Origin of the sequence: Dermacoccus sp. SAI-028 (assembly GCF_004346775.1) — a bacterium.
In the GTDB taxonomy this organism is placed as follows: Bacteria; Actinomycetota; Actinomycetes; order Actinomycetales; family Dermatophilaceae; genus Dermacoccus; species Dermacoccus nishinomiyaensis.
In genome coordinates, this window is record NZ_SMFS01000001.1 from 990058 (window position 1) to 1006235 (window position 16178).

11 protein-coding genes are annotated in these 16178 nt (G+C 69.2%); 7 read left to right on the plus strand and 4 right to left on the minus strand.

Annotated features, from left to right (window positions below; genetic code table 11):
• The first annotated feature begins 96 nt into the window (after nucleotides 1–96).
• From EDC82_RS04645 to EDC82_RS04660, 4 genes are all read left to right on the plus strand, one after another.
• Nucleotides 97–1806, plus strand: coding sequence for an FAD-dependent oxidoreductase (locus EDC82_RS04645; RefSeq protein WP_006946003.1), 1710 nt, complete (start codon nucleotides 97–99; stop codon nucleotides 1804–1806).
• A gap of 99 nt (nucleotides 1807–1905) precedes the next feature.
• A complete protein-coding gene (locus tag EDC82_RS04650) occupies nucleotides 1906–2214 on the plus strand; it encodes a thiamine-binding protein (protein WP_062257745.1) in 309 nt (102 codons plus the stop codon).
• Nucleotides 2215–2264: 50 nt separating this feature from the next.
• Nucleotides 2265–2768: a GNAT family N-acetyltransferase gene (locus EDC82_RS04655; RefSeq protein WP_160126191.1), complete on the plus strand. Its 504-nt coding sequence runs from the start codon at nucleotides 2265–2267 to the stop codon at nucleotides 2766–2768.
• A 131-nt stretch (nucleotides 2769–2899) separates the two neighbouring features.
• Nucleotides 2900–3997, plus strand: a complete 1098-nt coding sequence (locus tag EDC82_RS04660) for a co-chaperone YbbN (protein WP_062257741.1) — start codon at nucleotides 2900–2902, stop codon at nucleotides 3995–3997.
• A 178-nt stretch (nucleotides 3998–4175) separates the two neighbouring features.
• On the opposite strand, the gene pgm is transcribed toward EDC82_RS04660, so the two are convergent.
• The 4 genes from pgm to EDC82_RS04680 all read right to left on the minus strand — a co-directional run bounded on the left by pgm (nucleotide 4176) and on the right by EDC82_RS04680 (nucleotide 14490).
• Nucleotides 4176–5822, minus strand: coding sequence for a phosphoglucomutase (alpha-D-glucose-1,6-bisphosphate-dependent) (gene pgm / locus EDC82_RS04665; RefSeq protein WP_062257739.1), 1647 nt, complete (start codon nucleotides 5820–5822; stop codon nucleotides 4176–4178).
• Nucleotides 5823–5957: 135 nt separating this feature from the next.
• Entirely contained in the window at nucleotides 5958–10466 is a 4509-nt protein-coding gene (gene glgB / locus EDC82_RS04670) for a 1,4-alpha-glucan branching protein GlgB (RefSeq protein WP_062257737.1), read from the minus strand.
• Nucleotides 10466–12286 carry a maltose alpha-D-glucosyltransferase gene (gene treS, locus EDC82_RS04675; protein WP_006945942.1) on the minus strand — a complete coding sequence of 607 codons (1821 nt, stop codon included), beginning with the start codon at nucleotides 12284–12286 and terminating at the stop codon, nucleotides 10466–10468. The genes glgB and treS overlap by 1 nt, the downstream gene beginning before the upstream one ends.
• 2 nt (nucleotides 12287–12288) lie before the next feature.
• A complete protein-coding gene (locus EDC82_RS04680; protein WP_255569625.1) occupies nucleotides 12289–14490 on the minus strand; it encodes an alpha-1,4-glucan--maltose-1-phosphate maltosyltransferase in 2202 nt (733 codons plus the stop codon).
• Nucleotides 14491–14644: 154 nt separating this feature from the next.
• Here EDC82_RS04680 and EDC82_RS04685 point away from each other — a divergent pair, with 154 nt between their 5' ends.
• The 3 genes from EDC82_RS04685 to EDC82_RS04695 all read left to right on the plus strand — a co-directional run bounded on the left by EDC82_RS04685 (nucleotide 14645) and on the right by EDC82_RS04695 (nucleotide 16131).
• Nucleotides 14645–15010, plus strand: coding sequence for a hypothetical protein (locus EDC82_RS04685; RefSeq protein WP_006946006.1), 366 nt, complete (start codon nucleotides 14645–14647; stop codon nucleotides 15008–15010).
• Nucleotides 15010–15507: a hypothetical protein gene (locus EDC82_RS04690; RefSeq protein ID WP_006945960.1), complete on the plus strand. Its 498-nt coding sequence runs from the start codon at nucleotides 15010–15012 to the stop codon at nucleotides 15505–15507. Before EDC82_RS04685 ends, EDC82_RS04690 begins: the two co-directional genes overlap by 1 nt.
• Before the next feature lie 207 nt (nucleotides 15508–15714).
• The gene (locus tag EDC82_RS04695) at nucleotides 15715–16131 is read left to right on the plus strand and encodes a hypothetical protein (RefSeq protein ID WP_131940741.1); all 417 of its coding nucleotides are present in this window, start codon (nucleotides 15715–15717) and stop codon (nucleotides 16129–16131) included.
• Nucleotides 16132–16178 lie beyond the last annotated feature (47 nt).

The window sequence follows — 16178 nt, forward strand, 5'->3', positions numbered from 1 at the left end:
GTCGCCAGAGCGAGTTCTGACGTGCGGCGACGGCCGGTATCAGCTCTGATTCCGCGGAATATCGGGGTTGTCGGCGCCGGTGCCTACACTCGGAGCATGAAGCCTCCTACGCCCGTCATCATGCTCATCGCGGCCGCTGAGCACGCCGAAGAGATGCGGGAAGAATTCGACCACCGCTACGCTGCCGACTACGACCTGCAACTCGCCACGACGCTCAGCGAATCGATGACGATGGCGCAGGGCCTCAACGCGCGCGGCCTCCCGGTCGCGATGTTCGCCGCGACGACGCAGGTGGGCGACGCGACGGGCCTCGTCACGCTGCAGTGCCTGCATGCCGTCATGCCGGCGGCCAAGCGGGTCATGGTGCGCCTGCGCAGCGAACCGTGGGCGGTCGAGGAGCAGCGCGTTGCGCAGATCAGCGGCCAGATCGAGGCCGCGCTCCTGCTGCCGAGCGGCCCGCGCGACGAGGAGTTTCACACCGCCGTCACCGAGCTGCTCTCGGACTGGGGGTGGTCGGCGGGTGGCCCCGAGATCGAGCTCGTCAACATCGTGGCGCCCCCAGGCGACCCCAACGTCGGGGTGCTGCGCGACTTCCTCGATCGCCAGGGCATCCCGACGGGGGTCTGGCCGCCGGAGGCTCCGCACGCAGCCAAGACGCTCGAGATGGCGCGTTCGCAGGGCATCGAGATCGCCTATCCGCTCGTGCGCATCGCCGAGCGCGAGGTACACGCCAACCCGGACGTCCGTGTGCTCGGGCGCGCCTTCGGCGCCACCGTCGACGAGTTGGGTGAGGGCCACGTCGTCGACCTTGCGATCGTCGGTGCGGGCCCAGCCGGTCTCGCTGCCGCGGTGTACGGCGCGAGCGAGGGGCTGAGCACAGCCGTCATCGAGGCCGACGCCGTGGGCGGGCAGGCCGGCACGAGCGCGATGATCCGCAACTATCTGGGCTTTCCCCGCGGCATCTCGGGCATGCGCCTCGCGCAGCGCGCACGGTTCCAGGCCACTCGGTTCGGCGCGGGCATCTACTCGGCCACCGAGGTCACCGGTTTCACGCCCGGCTATCGCGGCGAACCGCACGTGCTCGAGACCGACGATGGGCCGGTCTGCGCCCGCGCCGTTCTCATCTCGACGGGCGTGGCCTACCGTCGCCTGGGCGTCGAGGAGGTCGAAGGCTTCGTCGGACGCGGCGTGTACTACGGCGCGGCGTCGTCGGCTGCCCGCGAGTGCGAAGGCGGGCACGTCCTCGTCGTCGGCGGCGGCAACTCGGCGGGCCAGGCCGCCATCCACCTCTCACGCTTCGCGCGCTCCGTCAGCATCGTCGTGCGTCGCGACGGGCTCGCGGAGACGATGTCGGATTACCTCATCCGCGAGATCGAGGCGAACCCGCGAATCGTCGTCAAGACGAATGCGGAGATCGTCGGGGCGAGCGGCACCGATCGGCTGCAGCACGTGACGATCCGCTTCAACGAGAAGGACCAGGAGCTGACGGTTCCCGCCTGCGGGCTGTTCCTCCTGCTCGGCGCGCACCCGTGCGTCGACTGGCTCGACGGCACCGTGGCGCGTGACGCCAAGGGTTTCGTGCTCACCGGTCGTGACGTGCCGCAGGAGTTCTGGCGTGACGGGCTGCCCCCGGAAGCGCTCGCGACGAGCGTGCCTGGCGTGTTCGCCGCAGGCGACATCCGCGCCGGGTCGATGAAGCGCGTCGCCGCGGCGTCGGGTGAGGGCGCGGGGGCCGTGACGCTCGTTCACCACTGGCTCGAGGCCGTCGTGACGGGGACCTGCGACCCGGACGCCTGCGCGAGCTGATCCTGCCGGGCCCAAGACGCGACGCTCGTCGCACGCCGCGCGGGGTGGCCGACGTGCGAACCTGACTGCATCGTTCCCATCACCTTCGAGGAGATCATCATGCTCGTCGCTTTCTCCGTCGCACCGTCGACGACCGACGACCCGGACGGTTCCGTCAGCGAGGCGGTGGCCGCAGCCATCCGCGTCGTGCGTCAGTCGGGCATCTCGAACCGAACCGACTCGATGTTCACGACCCTCGAGGGGGAGTGGGACGAGTGCATGGACGTCATCAAGCGCGCCTGCGAGGCCGTCCAAGTCGCGTCCCCGCGCGTCTCGCTCGTGCTGAAGGCCGACATCCGCCCGGGCTACACCGGCCAGCTCGACGCGAAGGTCGAGCGCGTCGAAGCCCGGCTCGCCGAGTCGAACTGACGCCCGGGCCTCGCCGGGCGCGGATAATGACCACGAGAGAGGACGTCGACATGACCATCGACGAGCGCTACGAGATCCGTGGCCTGACAAGCGATGACGCCGACGAGCTCGCCCAGCTCCACGTCACGATCTGGCGCGACACCTACACCGGGCTCATCCCGCAGGAGAAGCTCGACGGGCTCGATCCCGTCGACGGTGCGAAGCGCTGGCGCGCGTGGTTGACCTCCGCCGAGGCGCCTCGGGTCGTCGGGGCATTCGACCGCTCGAGCGGTGCGCTCGTCGGGTGGATCTGCATCGGCAAGGCCCGCGACGACGACGCGCCCGCGGACGTCGAACTGCAGGTGCTCAATCTCGACACGGCGCACCACGGCACGGGCCTCGCGCACGAACTCATGACACGCGAACTCGGCGACCAAGAGGCCTACCTCTGGGTCGTCGACGGCAACGAGCGTGCGCAGGCTTTCTACCGCAAGCACGGGTTCCAACTCGACGGCGTCGGCAAGGACGACACCTCGGGTTCGTACGACCTGCGGATGGTGCGCCCGCGGGGCTGACGGCCCGGGCGCGAGGACCCGCCGCGGAGTGACGGTCCGACCCGAGGGACGCGCCTCGCCACGTGTGGCCAGGTGTTCGCTGTGCGCGATCATGCGTCGCCCGCCCCGGTGCGCCCTGCAACAATGAGGGCATGTCGAATCAGCCGTTGAACGCCGCGTCGCTGCGCGGTGCCGTTGACCTGTCCTCGCTCAAGAAGCCGCAGGGCGGCGCTCCTGCCGGGCGCCCCGCATCGGCCGCTGGCGCACCGACCGGCAGCGCCGGCGCTGCGGCGCCGGCAAACGCGCCGAGCGCTGCGAATCCCGGGCAGCCCCCCATGCCGCAGGGCGCCGACGACGCCGTCATCGCCGAGACGTTCCGTCACGACGGTCTTGTCGTCGACGTGACAGCCGAGAACTTCCAGGGCCTCGTGCAGCAGTCGGTGCAGCACCCCGTCATCATCGCGATCTGGGCGGGTTCGCAGCCGGCGTCCCTGGCGCCCGTCGCTTCGCTCGCGCGCGCGGTGCGCGCGCAAGAAGGGCGCGTCCTCATGGGCGTCGCCGACCTCGACACCGCGCCCGAGATCGGTCAGGTCTTCGCTCAGCTTTCGCAGCAGGCCGCGCAGCAGGGCCAGCCGGGGCAGATTCTCGCGGCGGCCTTCGTCCAGGGCCAGCCGATCCCGATTCCGCCTGTCGTCGAAGACGCGCAGACGCGCGAGCTCGTCGACCAGATCGTCCAGATCGCTGTGCAGAACGGTCTTGCGGGCCGCGTGGCGAACTACGACCCGAACGCAACGGGCCAGGCCGGCGCTGAGGGCGGCGAGCAGGCCGAGCCCGAGCTGCCGCCGCTGCACCAGCTCGCGTACGAGTCGATCGACAAGGGCGACTACGACGGCGCCATCGCCGCGTTCGAGCAGGCACTGACGGAGAACCCGAAGGACGAGGAGGCGCGTCTCGCCCTCGGCCAGGTCAAGCTCATGCAGCGCACGCAAGGCGTCGACCTCCAGGCTGCACGTGACGCCGCCGCGAAGAACCCGGCCGACGTCACCGCGCAGACGCAGGTCGCCGACCTCGATGTCCTCGGTGGCCACGTCGAAGACGCGTTCGCGCGTCTCGTCGACGTCGTCAAGGCGACCTCCGGCGACGAGCGCAACGCCGCGCGCGAGCACCTCATCGGGCTGTTCGACGTCGTCGGCGCCACCGACCCGCGCGTCAAGAAGGCACGCACGGCGCTGATGTCGGCGCTGTACTGACAGCCCCGGCGGGCCGGGCGACGTCTGGCAACGACGCACTGACCCCTTGCGTGCAAGTGCCCCGGGTGCACTTGCACGCAGGCACGTAGCCGCCCTGCTGTCGGCGGTGGGTGACGGACGCGAAGGGCTCGCTCCACCTAGAGCGAGCCCTTCGTTCGTGTTGTGACGGAACGGAGCCTCAGTTGCCCAGGGCTGCCGCGACGACGTCCTTCGCCTCAGCCTGCACCTGTGCAAGGTGCTCGGGGCCCTGGAACGACTCGGCGTAGATCTTGTAGACGTCCTCGGTCCCCGACGGGCGCGCGGCGAACCAGGCCGAATCAGTGACGACCTTGAGGCCGCCGATTTTCGCGCCGTTCCCGGGCGCTTCCGTGAGCTTGGCGATGATGGGCTCGCCGGCCAGCGTGTCCGCCGTGACGGCCTCGGGCGTCAGTGCACCGAGCTTGGCCTTCTCCTCGCGCGTGGCGGGGGCGTCGACGCGCGCGTAGGCGGGTTCGCCGTGCTTCGCCGTCAGCTCGCCATAGAGCTGCGACGGCGACTTGCCCTTCGTCGCCTTGATCTCCGAGGCGAGCAGCGCGAGCAGGATGCCGTCCTTGTCCGTCGTCCAGACGGAGCCGTCGAAGCGGCAGAACGACGCGCCCGCCGACTCCTCACCGCCGAACGGGCCCGAACCGTCGAGCAGGCCCGGCACGAACCACTTGAACCCGACGGGCACCTCGACGAGCGTGCGGCCGAGGTCGTCGGCGACGCGGTCGATCATCGAACTGCTGACGAGCGTCTTGCCGATGAACCCGTCCTGGCGCCACTGAGGGCGCGCGCCACCGTAGAGGTACTGGATCGCGACCGACAGGAAGTGGTTGGGGTTCATGAGCCCCGCGTCGGGCGTGACGATGCCGTGACGGTCCGAATCGGCGTCGTTGCCCGTCGCGATGTCGTACTTGTCGCGCTCGCCGATGAGCGACGCCATCGCGTTGGGGGAGGAGCAGTCCATGCGGATCTTCTCGTCCCAGTCGAGCGTCATGAAGCGCCACGTCGGGTCGACGAGCGGGTTGACGACGGTGAGGTCGAGCGCGTGACGCTCCGCGATCTCACCCCAGTACGCGACGGCCGCGCCGCCGAGCGGGTCGGCGCCGATGCGCACGCCGGCGCGCTTGATCGCGTCGAGATCGACGACGTTCGTAAGGTCGTCGACGTACGTACCGAGGAAGTCGTAGCGCTGGACCTTGCCCATCGCCTGCGTCAGCGGCACGCGCTTGACGCGCTTGAGCCCGTCACGGATGTGCTCGTTCGCCGCGGCGGCGATGACCTTCGTCGCGTCCGAGTCGGCCGGGCCACCGTGCGGCGGGTTGTACTTGAACCCGCCGTCGGCGGGCGGGTTGTGCGAGGGCGTGACGACGATGCCGTCCGCGAGACCCGAGCCGTTCGTCAGATCCTTGCCCTTGTTCGCGCGCAGTATGGCGTGGCTGACGGCGGGCGTCGGCGTGTAACCGTCACGCTCGTCGATAAGGACGGTGACGTCATTGGCGACTAGCACCTCGATGGCGCTCGCCCATGCGGGCTCGGACAAGGCGTGGGTGTCGCGGCCGAGGAACAACGGCCCGTCGAAGCCCTGCGAGCGGCGGTAGTCGACGATCGCCTGCGTCGTGGCGAGGATGTGCGCCTCGTTGAACGCGGTCTTGAGGCTCGAACCGCGGTGCCCCGACGTGCCGAACGCCACCTGCTGGTCGACGTTCTCAGGGTCGGGCGTCAGCGTGTAGTACGCCGTGACGAGGTGGGGGACGTCGATCAGGTCACGAGGTTCGGCCAACTGGCCCGCGCGGTTGCTCATACCTTCATCCTGCCCTCTTTGAGCGGCGACGTAAACGCCCGAACCGATGCCTCGAGCGAGGCGGGGCAGACGTGACGAGGCCGGCGGCACCCCTGGCGGGTACGGCCGGCCTCATGCGCTCGATCGAGCGGGTCGTCAGTCGCGCTGACGCGTCTGGTCGGCGGCGTCGCGAGCCTCGTCGTCGGCGCCCCAGCGGCCACCCTCGACGTCCTCGTCGAGGCCGCCACCGGGCGTGCCGGTGATGCCCTTGAGGTGCTCGACGGGCTCGTCACCCGTCTCGTCCTCGCCGGCCGGCGTGAAGGCACGCTCGTGCGCCTTCGACTCGGTCTGCTCGACGTCGAAACCACCCTCGTCCGCGTGGTCGACGGGGTGCGTCGCCGGGATGCCGGTGCGCGAGCGCGCCTGCTGGTCGCCGGCCGCTCCCTGAGCGTCCTCGGCCTGCGCGCCGCCTCGCGAACCGTCGAGCGGCTGATCGAGTGCGCCCGGGTTGCCTGCGGCGTCCTCGAGCGGCGCGCCCGCGATGAGGGCCTCGGACGGCTGCTTGTCGGACGAACTCGTCGCTGCGTTCTGGTCGCTCATCGTGTTCTCCTGTCGTGCCGTTGCGGTGGACGATGAATCGGCGCCACCGGCCTGCTCGGTAGCGGTGTGCGCAGCCACCTGCGTCATGTCGGGGCGCGTCGCCGGCTCGAACCACACGACACCGAGCGGCGGCATCGTGATCTCGGCCGAGTACGGCTGACCGTCCCAGGGGATCTCCTCGGCCTCGACCGAACCCAGGTTACCGACGCCCGAGCCGCCGTACGCCTCGGCGTCGGTGTTGACGATCTCGTTCCACGTACCAAGGTGGGGAAGGCCCACGCGGACGCCGTGGTGCGGGTTGCCGGCGAAGTTCGCGGCGATCGCGACGACGGGGCGGTACCCGTCAGCTTCGGCGGGCGCGAATCGCAGCCACGTGTAGGCGTTGCGGCCCGCGTCGTCGGCGTTGATCCACGAGAAGCCCTCCTCCGAGTGGTCGAGAGCCCACAGGGCCGGGCGCTCGCGGTAGGCGCGGTTGAGGTCCTTCATCATCGCGTGCACGCCGTAGTGCGCGGGCTGGTCGAGCAACCACCAATCGAGGCTGCGACCGTCGGCCCACTCGGCCTCCTGCGCGAACTCCGAACCCATGAAGAGCAGCTGCTTGCCGGGGTGGGCCCACATGTACGCGAGGTAGGCGCGCACGTTGGCGAGCTGCTGCCAGCGATCACCGGGCATCTTGCGCAGCAGGCTGCCCTTGCCGTGAACGACCTCGTCGTGGCTGACGGGCAGCACGAACTGCTCGCTGAACGCGTAGACGAGCGCGAACGTCAGGTCGTGGTGATGATGCTGACGGTAGATCGGCTCACGTGCGACGTAGTCGAGCGAGTCGTGCATCCAGCCCATGTTCCACTTGAGCCCGAAGCCCAGGCCGCCGGTGTCCGTCGAGCGGGTGATGCCCGGCCACGACGTCGACTCCTCGGCGATGATGACGGCACCCGGCGTGCGCTTGTACGCCGTCGCGTTCGTCTCCTGCAGCAGCTGCACGGCTTCGAGGTTCTCCTGGCCGCCGAACTTGTTCGGCACCCATTCGCCGTCCTTGCGGGCGTAGTTGAGGTACAGCATCGAGGCGACACCGTCGACGCGCAGACCGTCGGCGTGGAACTCCTCGAGCCAGTACAGCGCGTTGGCGACGAGGAAGTTGCGCACCTGCGGGCGGCCGTAGTCGAAGATGTTCGAACCCCACTCGGGGTGCCAGCCCTTGCGCGGGTCCGGGTGCTCGTAGAGCGCCTGGCCGTCGAAACGGGCGAGCGCCCACTCGTCGGTGGCGAAGTGGCCGGGAACCCAGTCGAGGATGACGCCGATGCCCTCCTGATGGAGGCGGTCGACGAGGAACTTGAAGTCGTCCGGGTCGCCGAAGCGGCTGTTCGGCGCGTAGTAGCTCGTGACGTGATAGCCCCAGCTCGGCGGGTACGGGTGCTCCATCACGGGCATGAACTCGACGTGCGTGAAGCCCAGATCCTTGACGTAGTTGACGAGGTGCTCGGCCATCTCGCGGTAGCTGAGCCCCTGACGCCACGAACCGAGGTGCACCTCGTACGTCGACATCGGGCCGTGGTGCGCGTTCGTCTCGGCGCGCTTCGTCATCCACGCGTCGTCGTTCCACTCGTAGTGCGAGCTCGTCACCTTCGACGCCGTCGCGGGCGCCGTCTCCGCGAGGCGCGCCATCGGGTCGGCCTTCGCGCGACGCACGCCGTCGCTGCACAGGATCTCGAACTTGTACGCGGTGCCCTCGCGCACGTCGGGGACGAACAGCTCCCACACGCCCGACTCCCCGAGCGTGCGCATGCCGTGGCCGACACCGTCCCAGTGGTTGAAGTCGCCGACGACGCGCACGGCCTTGGCATTGGGCGCCCAGACGGCGAACGCGGTGCCCGTGACGTCACCCTTGATGCTCGGGTAGGTGCGCACGTGGGCGCCGAGGACGTTCCACAGCTCTTCGTGGCGCCCCTCGCCGATGAGGTGGAGGTCGATCTCGCCGAGGGTCGGCATGAAGCGGTACGGGTCGTCGCCGCGGTGCTCGCTGCGGTCGTCATACGTCGTGATGACGCGGTAGTCGGGCATGTACTCACCCGCAATCGCGCCGGCCCAGATGCCGTCGTGCTCGTGCGTGAGCTCGAGCACAGTCTCGCCCATGTCGATGACGACGCCACGCGCCATCGGGCGCACGACGCGGAACGTGATGACGCCGTTCTCGACATGCGCGCCGAGCACACGGTGCGGGTCACGGTGCTCACCGGCGACGACGGCGTCGAGTTCGCTCACCTCGACGCGCGACGGCGTGACGGCGGGCGAGGCGGCGCCGAGGGCGCTCGCGTCGGTGGTCGAAGCGTTGCTCGTCTCACCGGCGGCGCTCAGGCCACCGCCAGAACCCGCGTCGCTCGCGGCCGCCTCGGGCTTGTCTCCCGCAGCCGCGACGGTCGTGTCACCCGTCGCGGGTGCGCCCTGCGGCGCTACGAGCGGAGCGGCGCCGGAAGCGTCGGCATCCTGCGTCGAGACGAGGGGAGCGCCGTTCGTGTCGGACGGGCGCATCGAGGCAGGAGTGGGCGTCGTGCTGTCATCGGAGGTCATGGTGCTCCTTCCCGCGGCGCCGGTGGGCGCGGCGTCGTCCTCGTCGGCGGGCGTCATCGTGGGCGCCTCGCCGTGGGTCGCGGACGAGTCGGTGGAGGTGGTGAGGATGCGGCCGACGGCGTCGGCGGGGATGCTCAGCCAGTCGGGGCGGTTGCGGGCCTCGTACGAGCACTCGTAGAGCGCCTTGTCGAGCACGAACAGGTCGAGCAGGTCGCGGTCGACGGCGCCGAGTTCGCTCTCGTAACCCGCGAGGAAGGCGTCCTGAGCGGCGCTGACCCACGCGCGGCGGTCGCCGTCGGCGCCGGCGATCTCGTTCTCGATCGTGCCACCGGCGTAGTCGAACGAACGCAGCATGCCCGCGACGTCGCGCACGGCGACGTCCGGTGCCGAGCGCTCCTCGAGCGGACGCAGTGGCTCGCCCTCGAAGTCGAGCAGGACCCACCCACGCCCGCGTACGTCGAGCACCTGGCCGAGGTGGTAGTCGCCGTGGATGCGCTGGAAGCGCGGCCACTGCGCGCTGCGCCCGGCGTCGATGCGGTGGGCGATCTGCGTGGCGCGCTCCGCGAGCTGCGGCGCGTCGTTGAGGGCCGCTGCCGCTCGCTCGTGCATCTCGTCGACGAGGGCATCGACACGGTCGGTGTCGGCCTCGACGCTCGGCAGCACCTCGGCGAGGGTGCGGTGCACCTGCGCCGTCGTACGACCGAGTTCGCGGGCGCCGTCGGTGAAGTCACGGTTCTCGCGAGCCGCGTCGAGGGCCTCACGCCAGGCGTCCCGCACGTCGGGCAGGAACTCCTGCGCGAACGCGAGGTCCGCGACGAGCTGCTCGCGAGAGTGACGCCCCTCCGTGTACGAACCACTGAGAGATGCCAGCAGCGCCGGCACGTGCGTGTTGCCCGCGCTCGTCAGGGCCCCCGTCACCTCGATGTCGGGGTTGGCGCCGACGTTGAGCACACGGAACAGCTTGGCGATGAGCTGCTCGCCGTCGTCGAGGGTGTAGATGATCGACGTGTTCGACTGCTCGCCACGCAGCACCGTGGCGCTGCGCATCGCGGCGAGATCGGCGCTCTGCGGACCGGGCCGGCCTGCGACGCTCATCTCGACGACACCGTCGCTGCGCTCGGCCTGCGTTCCGCCCGACGCCATCGTCGCGAGCAGGACGGCGGCGAACACCGGGTCGTGCGGGCCGTCGTAGACGTAGCGCGTGCCGAGCGCGGAGTGCTCGATCGTGCCGATGAAGGCGTGCTCCAGCTCCGGCGCGCGCTCACCACGGTAGGTGACGGGCACCTGGTAGGTGGTCTCGTGCTCGGCGTCGAGATCGCGCAGGAACAACACCTCGAGGCCGACCTCACCTGCCGGGTCCTCGAAGCGGAAGGCACTCACCTTGCGCAGGTGCGGCTCACGGCCCTTGGCCTGGAACCAGCGCTGCGTCGCCACCCACGGCGTGAGCAGTTCGAGCTTGCCGGGTGACAACGTGGCGCCGGAGTGGATCTCGGCGACCATCAGAGGTCCTTTCCCTCAGCGTCCGAGGTGGTGTCGTCCTTGAACTCGTCGAGCACCTCGGAGGCGTTGGCCTCCGGGGTACCGGTCGCGGCGGGCAGCGCGTCGTCGGCGCTGACGTCGGACTCGATCGCCAGCCAGTAGAAGCCGCGCGAACCGAGCATGACGGTGACCGTGCCGTCCTCACCGATCTGACCGAAGCCCTGACCGCCGAAGATGTCGGTGAGCTTCGCGCCGGCGAACTTGGCAGCGACCTGCACCCGGGCGCCCTGCGGGCGCGAGCTCAGGTTGTTGATGCACAGCAGGTGCTTCGTCGTCGTGTTCTCGGCCTTCGCGTCCTCGTCCGACATCGAGCGCGTGAACGCGAGGACGGCGTCGTTGTCGGCCGGGGCGACGACGAAGTCGCCCATGCCGAACGCGGGGTAGCGCGAACGCACCGAGAGCATGCCGCGCGTCCAGTGCAGCAACGACGCGCTCGAGGCCATCTGCGCCTCGACGTTGACGTTGTTGTGGTGGTACACGAGGCTCTGGATGACCGGCAGGTACAACTTGCCCGGGTCGGCCGTCGAAAAACCGGCGTTGCGATCCGGCGTCCACTGCATCGGCGTGCGCACAGCGTCACGGTCGTCGAGCCAGATGTTGTCGCCCATGCCGATCTCGTCGCCGTAGTACAGGCACGGCGAGCCGGGCAGCGACAGCAGCAGGGCGTTGATCAGCTCGATCTCGGCGCGACTGTTGTCGAGCAGCGGCGCGAGGCGACGACGGATACCGACGTTGGCGCGCATGCGCGGATCGGGGGAGTACCAGCCGTACATCGCGGCGCGCTCCTCCGGCGTCACCATCTCGAGCGTCAGCTCGTCGTGGTTGCGCAGGAAGGTGCCCCACTGGGTGCCCTTGGGGATCGGGGGCGTTTCGGCGAGGACGTCGATGATGGGCGTCGCCTTCTCCTCGCGCAGCGAGTAGTAGATGCGCGGCATGACGGGGAAGTGGAAGCACATGTGGCATTCCGGTTCTTCCTCGGTGCCGAAGTAGTCGACGACCTCGTGCGGCATCTGGTTGGCCTCGGCGAGCAGGACGCGGCCGGGGTACTCCTCGTCGACCATCCGGCGCAGTTCGACGAGGAACTCGTGCGTCTTCGGGTGGTTCTCGCCGTTGTGCCCCTCCTCCTCGAACAGGTACGGCACGGCGTCGAGGCGGAAGCCGTCGATGCCCATGTCCATCCAGTACCGAACGATGTCGAACATCTCCTCCTGCACGGCCGGGTTCTCGAAGTTGAGGTCCGGCTGGTGGGAGAAGAAGCGGTGCCAGAAGAACTGACGACGCACCGGGTCGAAGGTCCAGTTCGACTCCTCGGTGTCGACGAAGATGATGCGCGCGTCCTCGTACTTCTCGTCCGTGTCGGACCAGACGTAGTAGTCGCCGTACGGGCCTTCCGGGTCCTCTCGGCTCGCCTGGAACCACGCGTGCTGGTCGCTCGTGTGGTTCATGACGAAGTCGGTGATGACGCGGATGCCGCGCGCATGCGCCTGCGCGACGAGCTCCTGGAACTCGGGCAGCGTGCCGAAATCGGGCAGCACCTGCTTGTAGTCGGCGATGTCGTATCCACCGTCGCGCAGCGGCGAGGCGTAGAACGGCGGCAGCCACAGGCAGTCGACGCCAAGCCACTGCAGGTAGTCGAGTCGGGCCATGAGGCCCGAGAAGTCGCCGGATCCGTTGCCCGTCGAGTCGCTGAAACCGCGCACGAGGACTTCGTAGAACACGGCCTTACGGAACCACTGCGGGTCGTGCTTCAGACCCGGCTGGTGCAGACCAAGACCTTGCATGCTCAGAACTTCCTCACGTGGATGATGTGGACGTTTTCGGCGTCCGGCCCGAGCCGGACGAAGTTGTGCTCGCCCCAGTGCCAGGTGGCGTCGCTCAGCAGGTCGTGCGCGACGAACCCTTCGTCCCCGCGTAGTCCGAGCGCGCCCATGTCGAGGTGCACCCAGGTCTCGCGCGTCGCGTGCGGGTCTGTGTTGGCAATGACGATGACCGTGTCCTGGCCGCCGTTGGCGCCGTCACCGATGTCGCGGCTCTTGGAGAAGACGATGAAGTTCTCGTCGTCGACGCCGTGCCAGCGCAGGTTGCGCAGGTGCTCGAGCGCCGGGTGGGCGCGACGGATCTCGTTGAGCCGGCGCAGGTACCAGTCGATCGACTGGCCCTCCTTGGGCCCGCCGGGGGCGTAGTCGGCCCAGCGACGGTCCTTGAACTGGTACTTCTCGTTGTCGTTCTGCTCCTGGGCGCCGGGGCGCGCCACCGACTCCATGAGCTCGTACCCGGCGTAGATGCCGTAGGTCGGCACGAGCGTGGCAGCCAGCGCCGCGCGCAGCTTCCAGGCCGCCGGGCCGCCGTACTGCATGTACGGCGTGAGGATGTCGTGCGTCGTCGGCCAGAAGCTCGGACGCATGTAACTCGCCGTGTCGCCGATGAGTTCGTCGAGGTACTCGCGGATCTCCCACGGCTGGTGGCGCCAGGCGTAGTACGTGTAGCTCTGCTGGAAGCCGATGCGGCCGAGGTTGTGCATCATCGCGGGCTTCGTGAAGGCCTCCGCGAGCCAGATCACCTCGGGGTGGTCCTTCGCGACGTCGGCGATCAGCCACTGCCAGAACTCGACGGGCTTCGTGTGCGGGTTGTCGACGCGGAAGATCGTGATGCCGTGGTCGATCCACACCTGGATGACGCGACGCACCTCGGCGTAGATGCCGGCCGGGTCGTTGTCGAAGTTGAGCGGATAGATGTCCTGGTACTTCTTCGGGGGGTTCTCCGCGTAGGCGATCGTGCCGTCGCTGCGCGTGGTGAACCACTCCGGGTGCGAGGTGACCCAGGGGTGGTCGGGCGCGCACTGCAGCGCGATGTCGAGCGCCACCTCGAGGCCCAGTTCGTTCGCGCGGGCGACGAACGCGTCGAGGTCGTCGAAGTCACCGAGCGACGGCTCGATGGCGTCGTGACCGCCGTCCTTCGACCCGATGGCGTACGGCGAACCAGGATCCTCCGGGCCAGCCGTCAACGTGTTGTTCGGGCCCTTGCGGTTGACCTCGCCGATCGGGTGGATCGGGGTGAGGTAGACGACGTCGAAACCCATGTCGGCGACGGCGGGCAGACGCTCGGCGGCGGTGCGCAGCGTGCCCGAGACCCACTTCTGCGTCTCCTCGTCGAAGTGAGCACCCTCGGAGCGGGGGAAGAACTCGTACCACGCGCCCGTCAGCGCCAGCTTGCGCTCGACGAGCCAGGGGTAGTCGCGGCTGGGGGAGACGAAGTCGCGCAGCGGCAGCCGCTCGAGCACGTCCTTGACCTCGGTAGACGTGCCGGCCGCGAGACGCTCGTCGTCGCTGCGCGAGGTGTCGCGCAGGGTCGTGACGGCGTCGCGCAGGACGCGCTCGTCAGCATCGTCGTAGGTGTTGGTCGCACACGCGCGCTCGAGCACACGGGCGCCCTCTTCGAACATGACCTCGACGTCGACACCCGCGGCGACCTTGATCGTCGCGTCGTGATCCCACGTCCTGTACGGGTCGCTCCAGCCCTCGACACGGAAGTGCCAGACGCCCTCGTGGTCGGCTTCGGCCTCGCCCGTCCACAGGTCGAGCCCCGGGTTCACGCACGTCATCGGGACGATCCGCTCGACGCCGTGCGGCGACGTCATGACGAGGGAGGCGTTGACGGCGTCGTGACCCTCGCGGAACACGGTGGCGCGCACCGTGAACGGCTCGTCGACGACCGACTTCGTCGGCAGGTTGCCGCAGTCGACGATCGGCATGACGTCGGTGACGGGGATGCGGCCGATGCCGCGCGGTGCGTCATCCGCGCGCGCGACGGTGGGTGCGTGCGCGTCCGGTTCGGGACGCTTCTCCTCGGTGTCGGGCGTGTAGCGGCCGGTCTCGGGCGAGGAACTCGCCGGGGTGGACGCGGCGGGTGCGCCCAGGTCGTCGACACTGGCCGACGTGGCAGTGAGATCTGACGTCAGGGGCTCTGAGTCGGGGAACGGGGGCATCTCACCTGGCTGAGAAACTGTCACGTCCGTCACGCTACCCAATGCCACCGACAACCGCCTCCCGGCGGCGATTTCGTGGACAGTGACACGCGCCGCGAGGTGACGGCGACTGCGTCGTAGGGCTGGTACTCATCCGCGGGACTACGATGTTCGGGTGTTTCTGCCGTTGACCGTCGCGCTGCTCGTGACGACGTGCGTCCTCGCCCTGCTGGCCCTCGTCGCCACCGTCCGCGCACGCCCGATCGACAACCCGATGTTCTACCTGACGATCGCCATCGAGGTTCTTCTCGTCATCCAGTTGATCGTCGGCATCGCGACGTCGGCTTCGGCGGATCCGCACATGAACGTCGGCGTCTTCATCGCCTATCTCGTCGGTCTGATCTTCGTGCTGCCCGTCGCCGGGTTCTGGGCCATCGCCGAACGCGAATCGCGCTGGGGTACAGGGGTGCTCCTCGTCGGCGCCGTCGGCCTCGCCGTCATGATCGGCCGCCTCGTGCAACTGTGGAACGGACACGCCTGATGCCTGAAGCCCCTCGCAAGACCACGAACGCACTTCCTGACGGCGCGTCACCCGTCACCCCCGGCGCGGCGTATTCGACGCCGCCGACGCCCGACGAGTCGGGTTCGCGCGGGCGCGTCAACACCGGGCCGGGGCGCATGCTCGTCGCCGTCTACGGGTTGTTCGCGCTCGCCGCGACGGGGCGCTCGATCATGCAGATCGCGCAGTCGTTCGACAAGGCGCCCGTGCCGTACCTGCTATCGGCGCTTGCCGCCGTCATCTACATCGTCGCGACGGTGGCGCTCGCGCGCGGCAACCACGCGTCCGTGCGCCTCGCACGGGCGACGATCACCTTCGAGCTCGCCGGAGTTCTCATCGTCGGATTGTGGAGTGTCCTGCAGCCCAGCGCCTTCCACGACAAGACGGTGTGGTCGCACTTCGGCCAGGGCTACGGCTTCGTCCCGCTCATCCTGCCGATCGTCGGCCTGTGGTGGCTGCGCCGCAACGCCACCCGCTGAACCTGCGCCATCCCGGTCACGCTGCGTCCGCGGTCGCGTTCCGTGACGGACGAGCGCCCGCAGCCGAATCACTTGTTGCTCGTTGCGTCAGTCAGGACCGACTCGGCGCGCACTGAGTGACTCGCCCGCGCCGAGCATCGGCCCCGATGCCGGCGACCTGCGACAAATCGTTCACCCGTCCCACCGGCGTCGCGAAAGACTGCCTCCATGAAGAAGTCGCGCATCACCTGGGTCGATGTGCCCGAGCCCGTGACGTCGTGGGTCGAGCGGGAACTGGGTTCGCAAGTCGTCGAGTGGCGCTCGCAATCCGGGGGCAGGTCGCCCGGAACGGCCGACCGTCTCGTGTGCGCCGACGGCTCGCGCGCCTTCCTCAAGGCCGTCCATCCCAGCCTCAACCCCGTCACGCCGGGCCTCTACCGCGACGAGATCCGGGCGGCCGAGTTGCTCGGGCCGGACGTGCCCTGTGCGCACCTGCGCGCCTCGTTCGACGACGGCACGTGGGTGGCGCTCCTGTTCGAGGACATCGAGGGTCGGCTTCCTCATGCGCCATGGCGGGAGGCGGAGTTGCGAGCCGTGCTCGATGCGCTCGACGCGCTCGCTGCTGCGACGACGCCGTATTGGTAGTGCGCGTTATTTGATTTGGCGCTATTTGGCGGACGGGGGATTCTGCA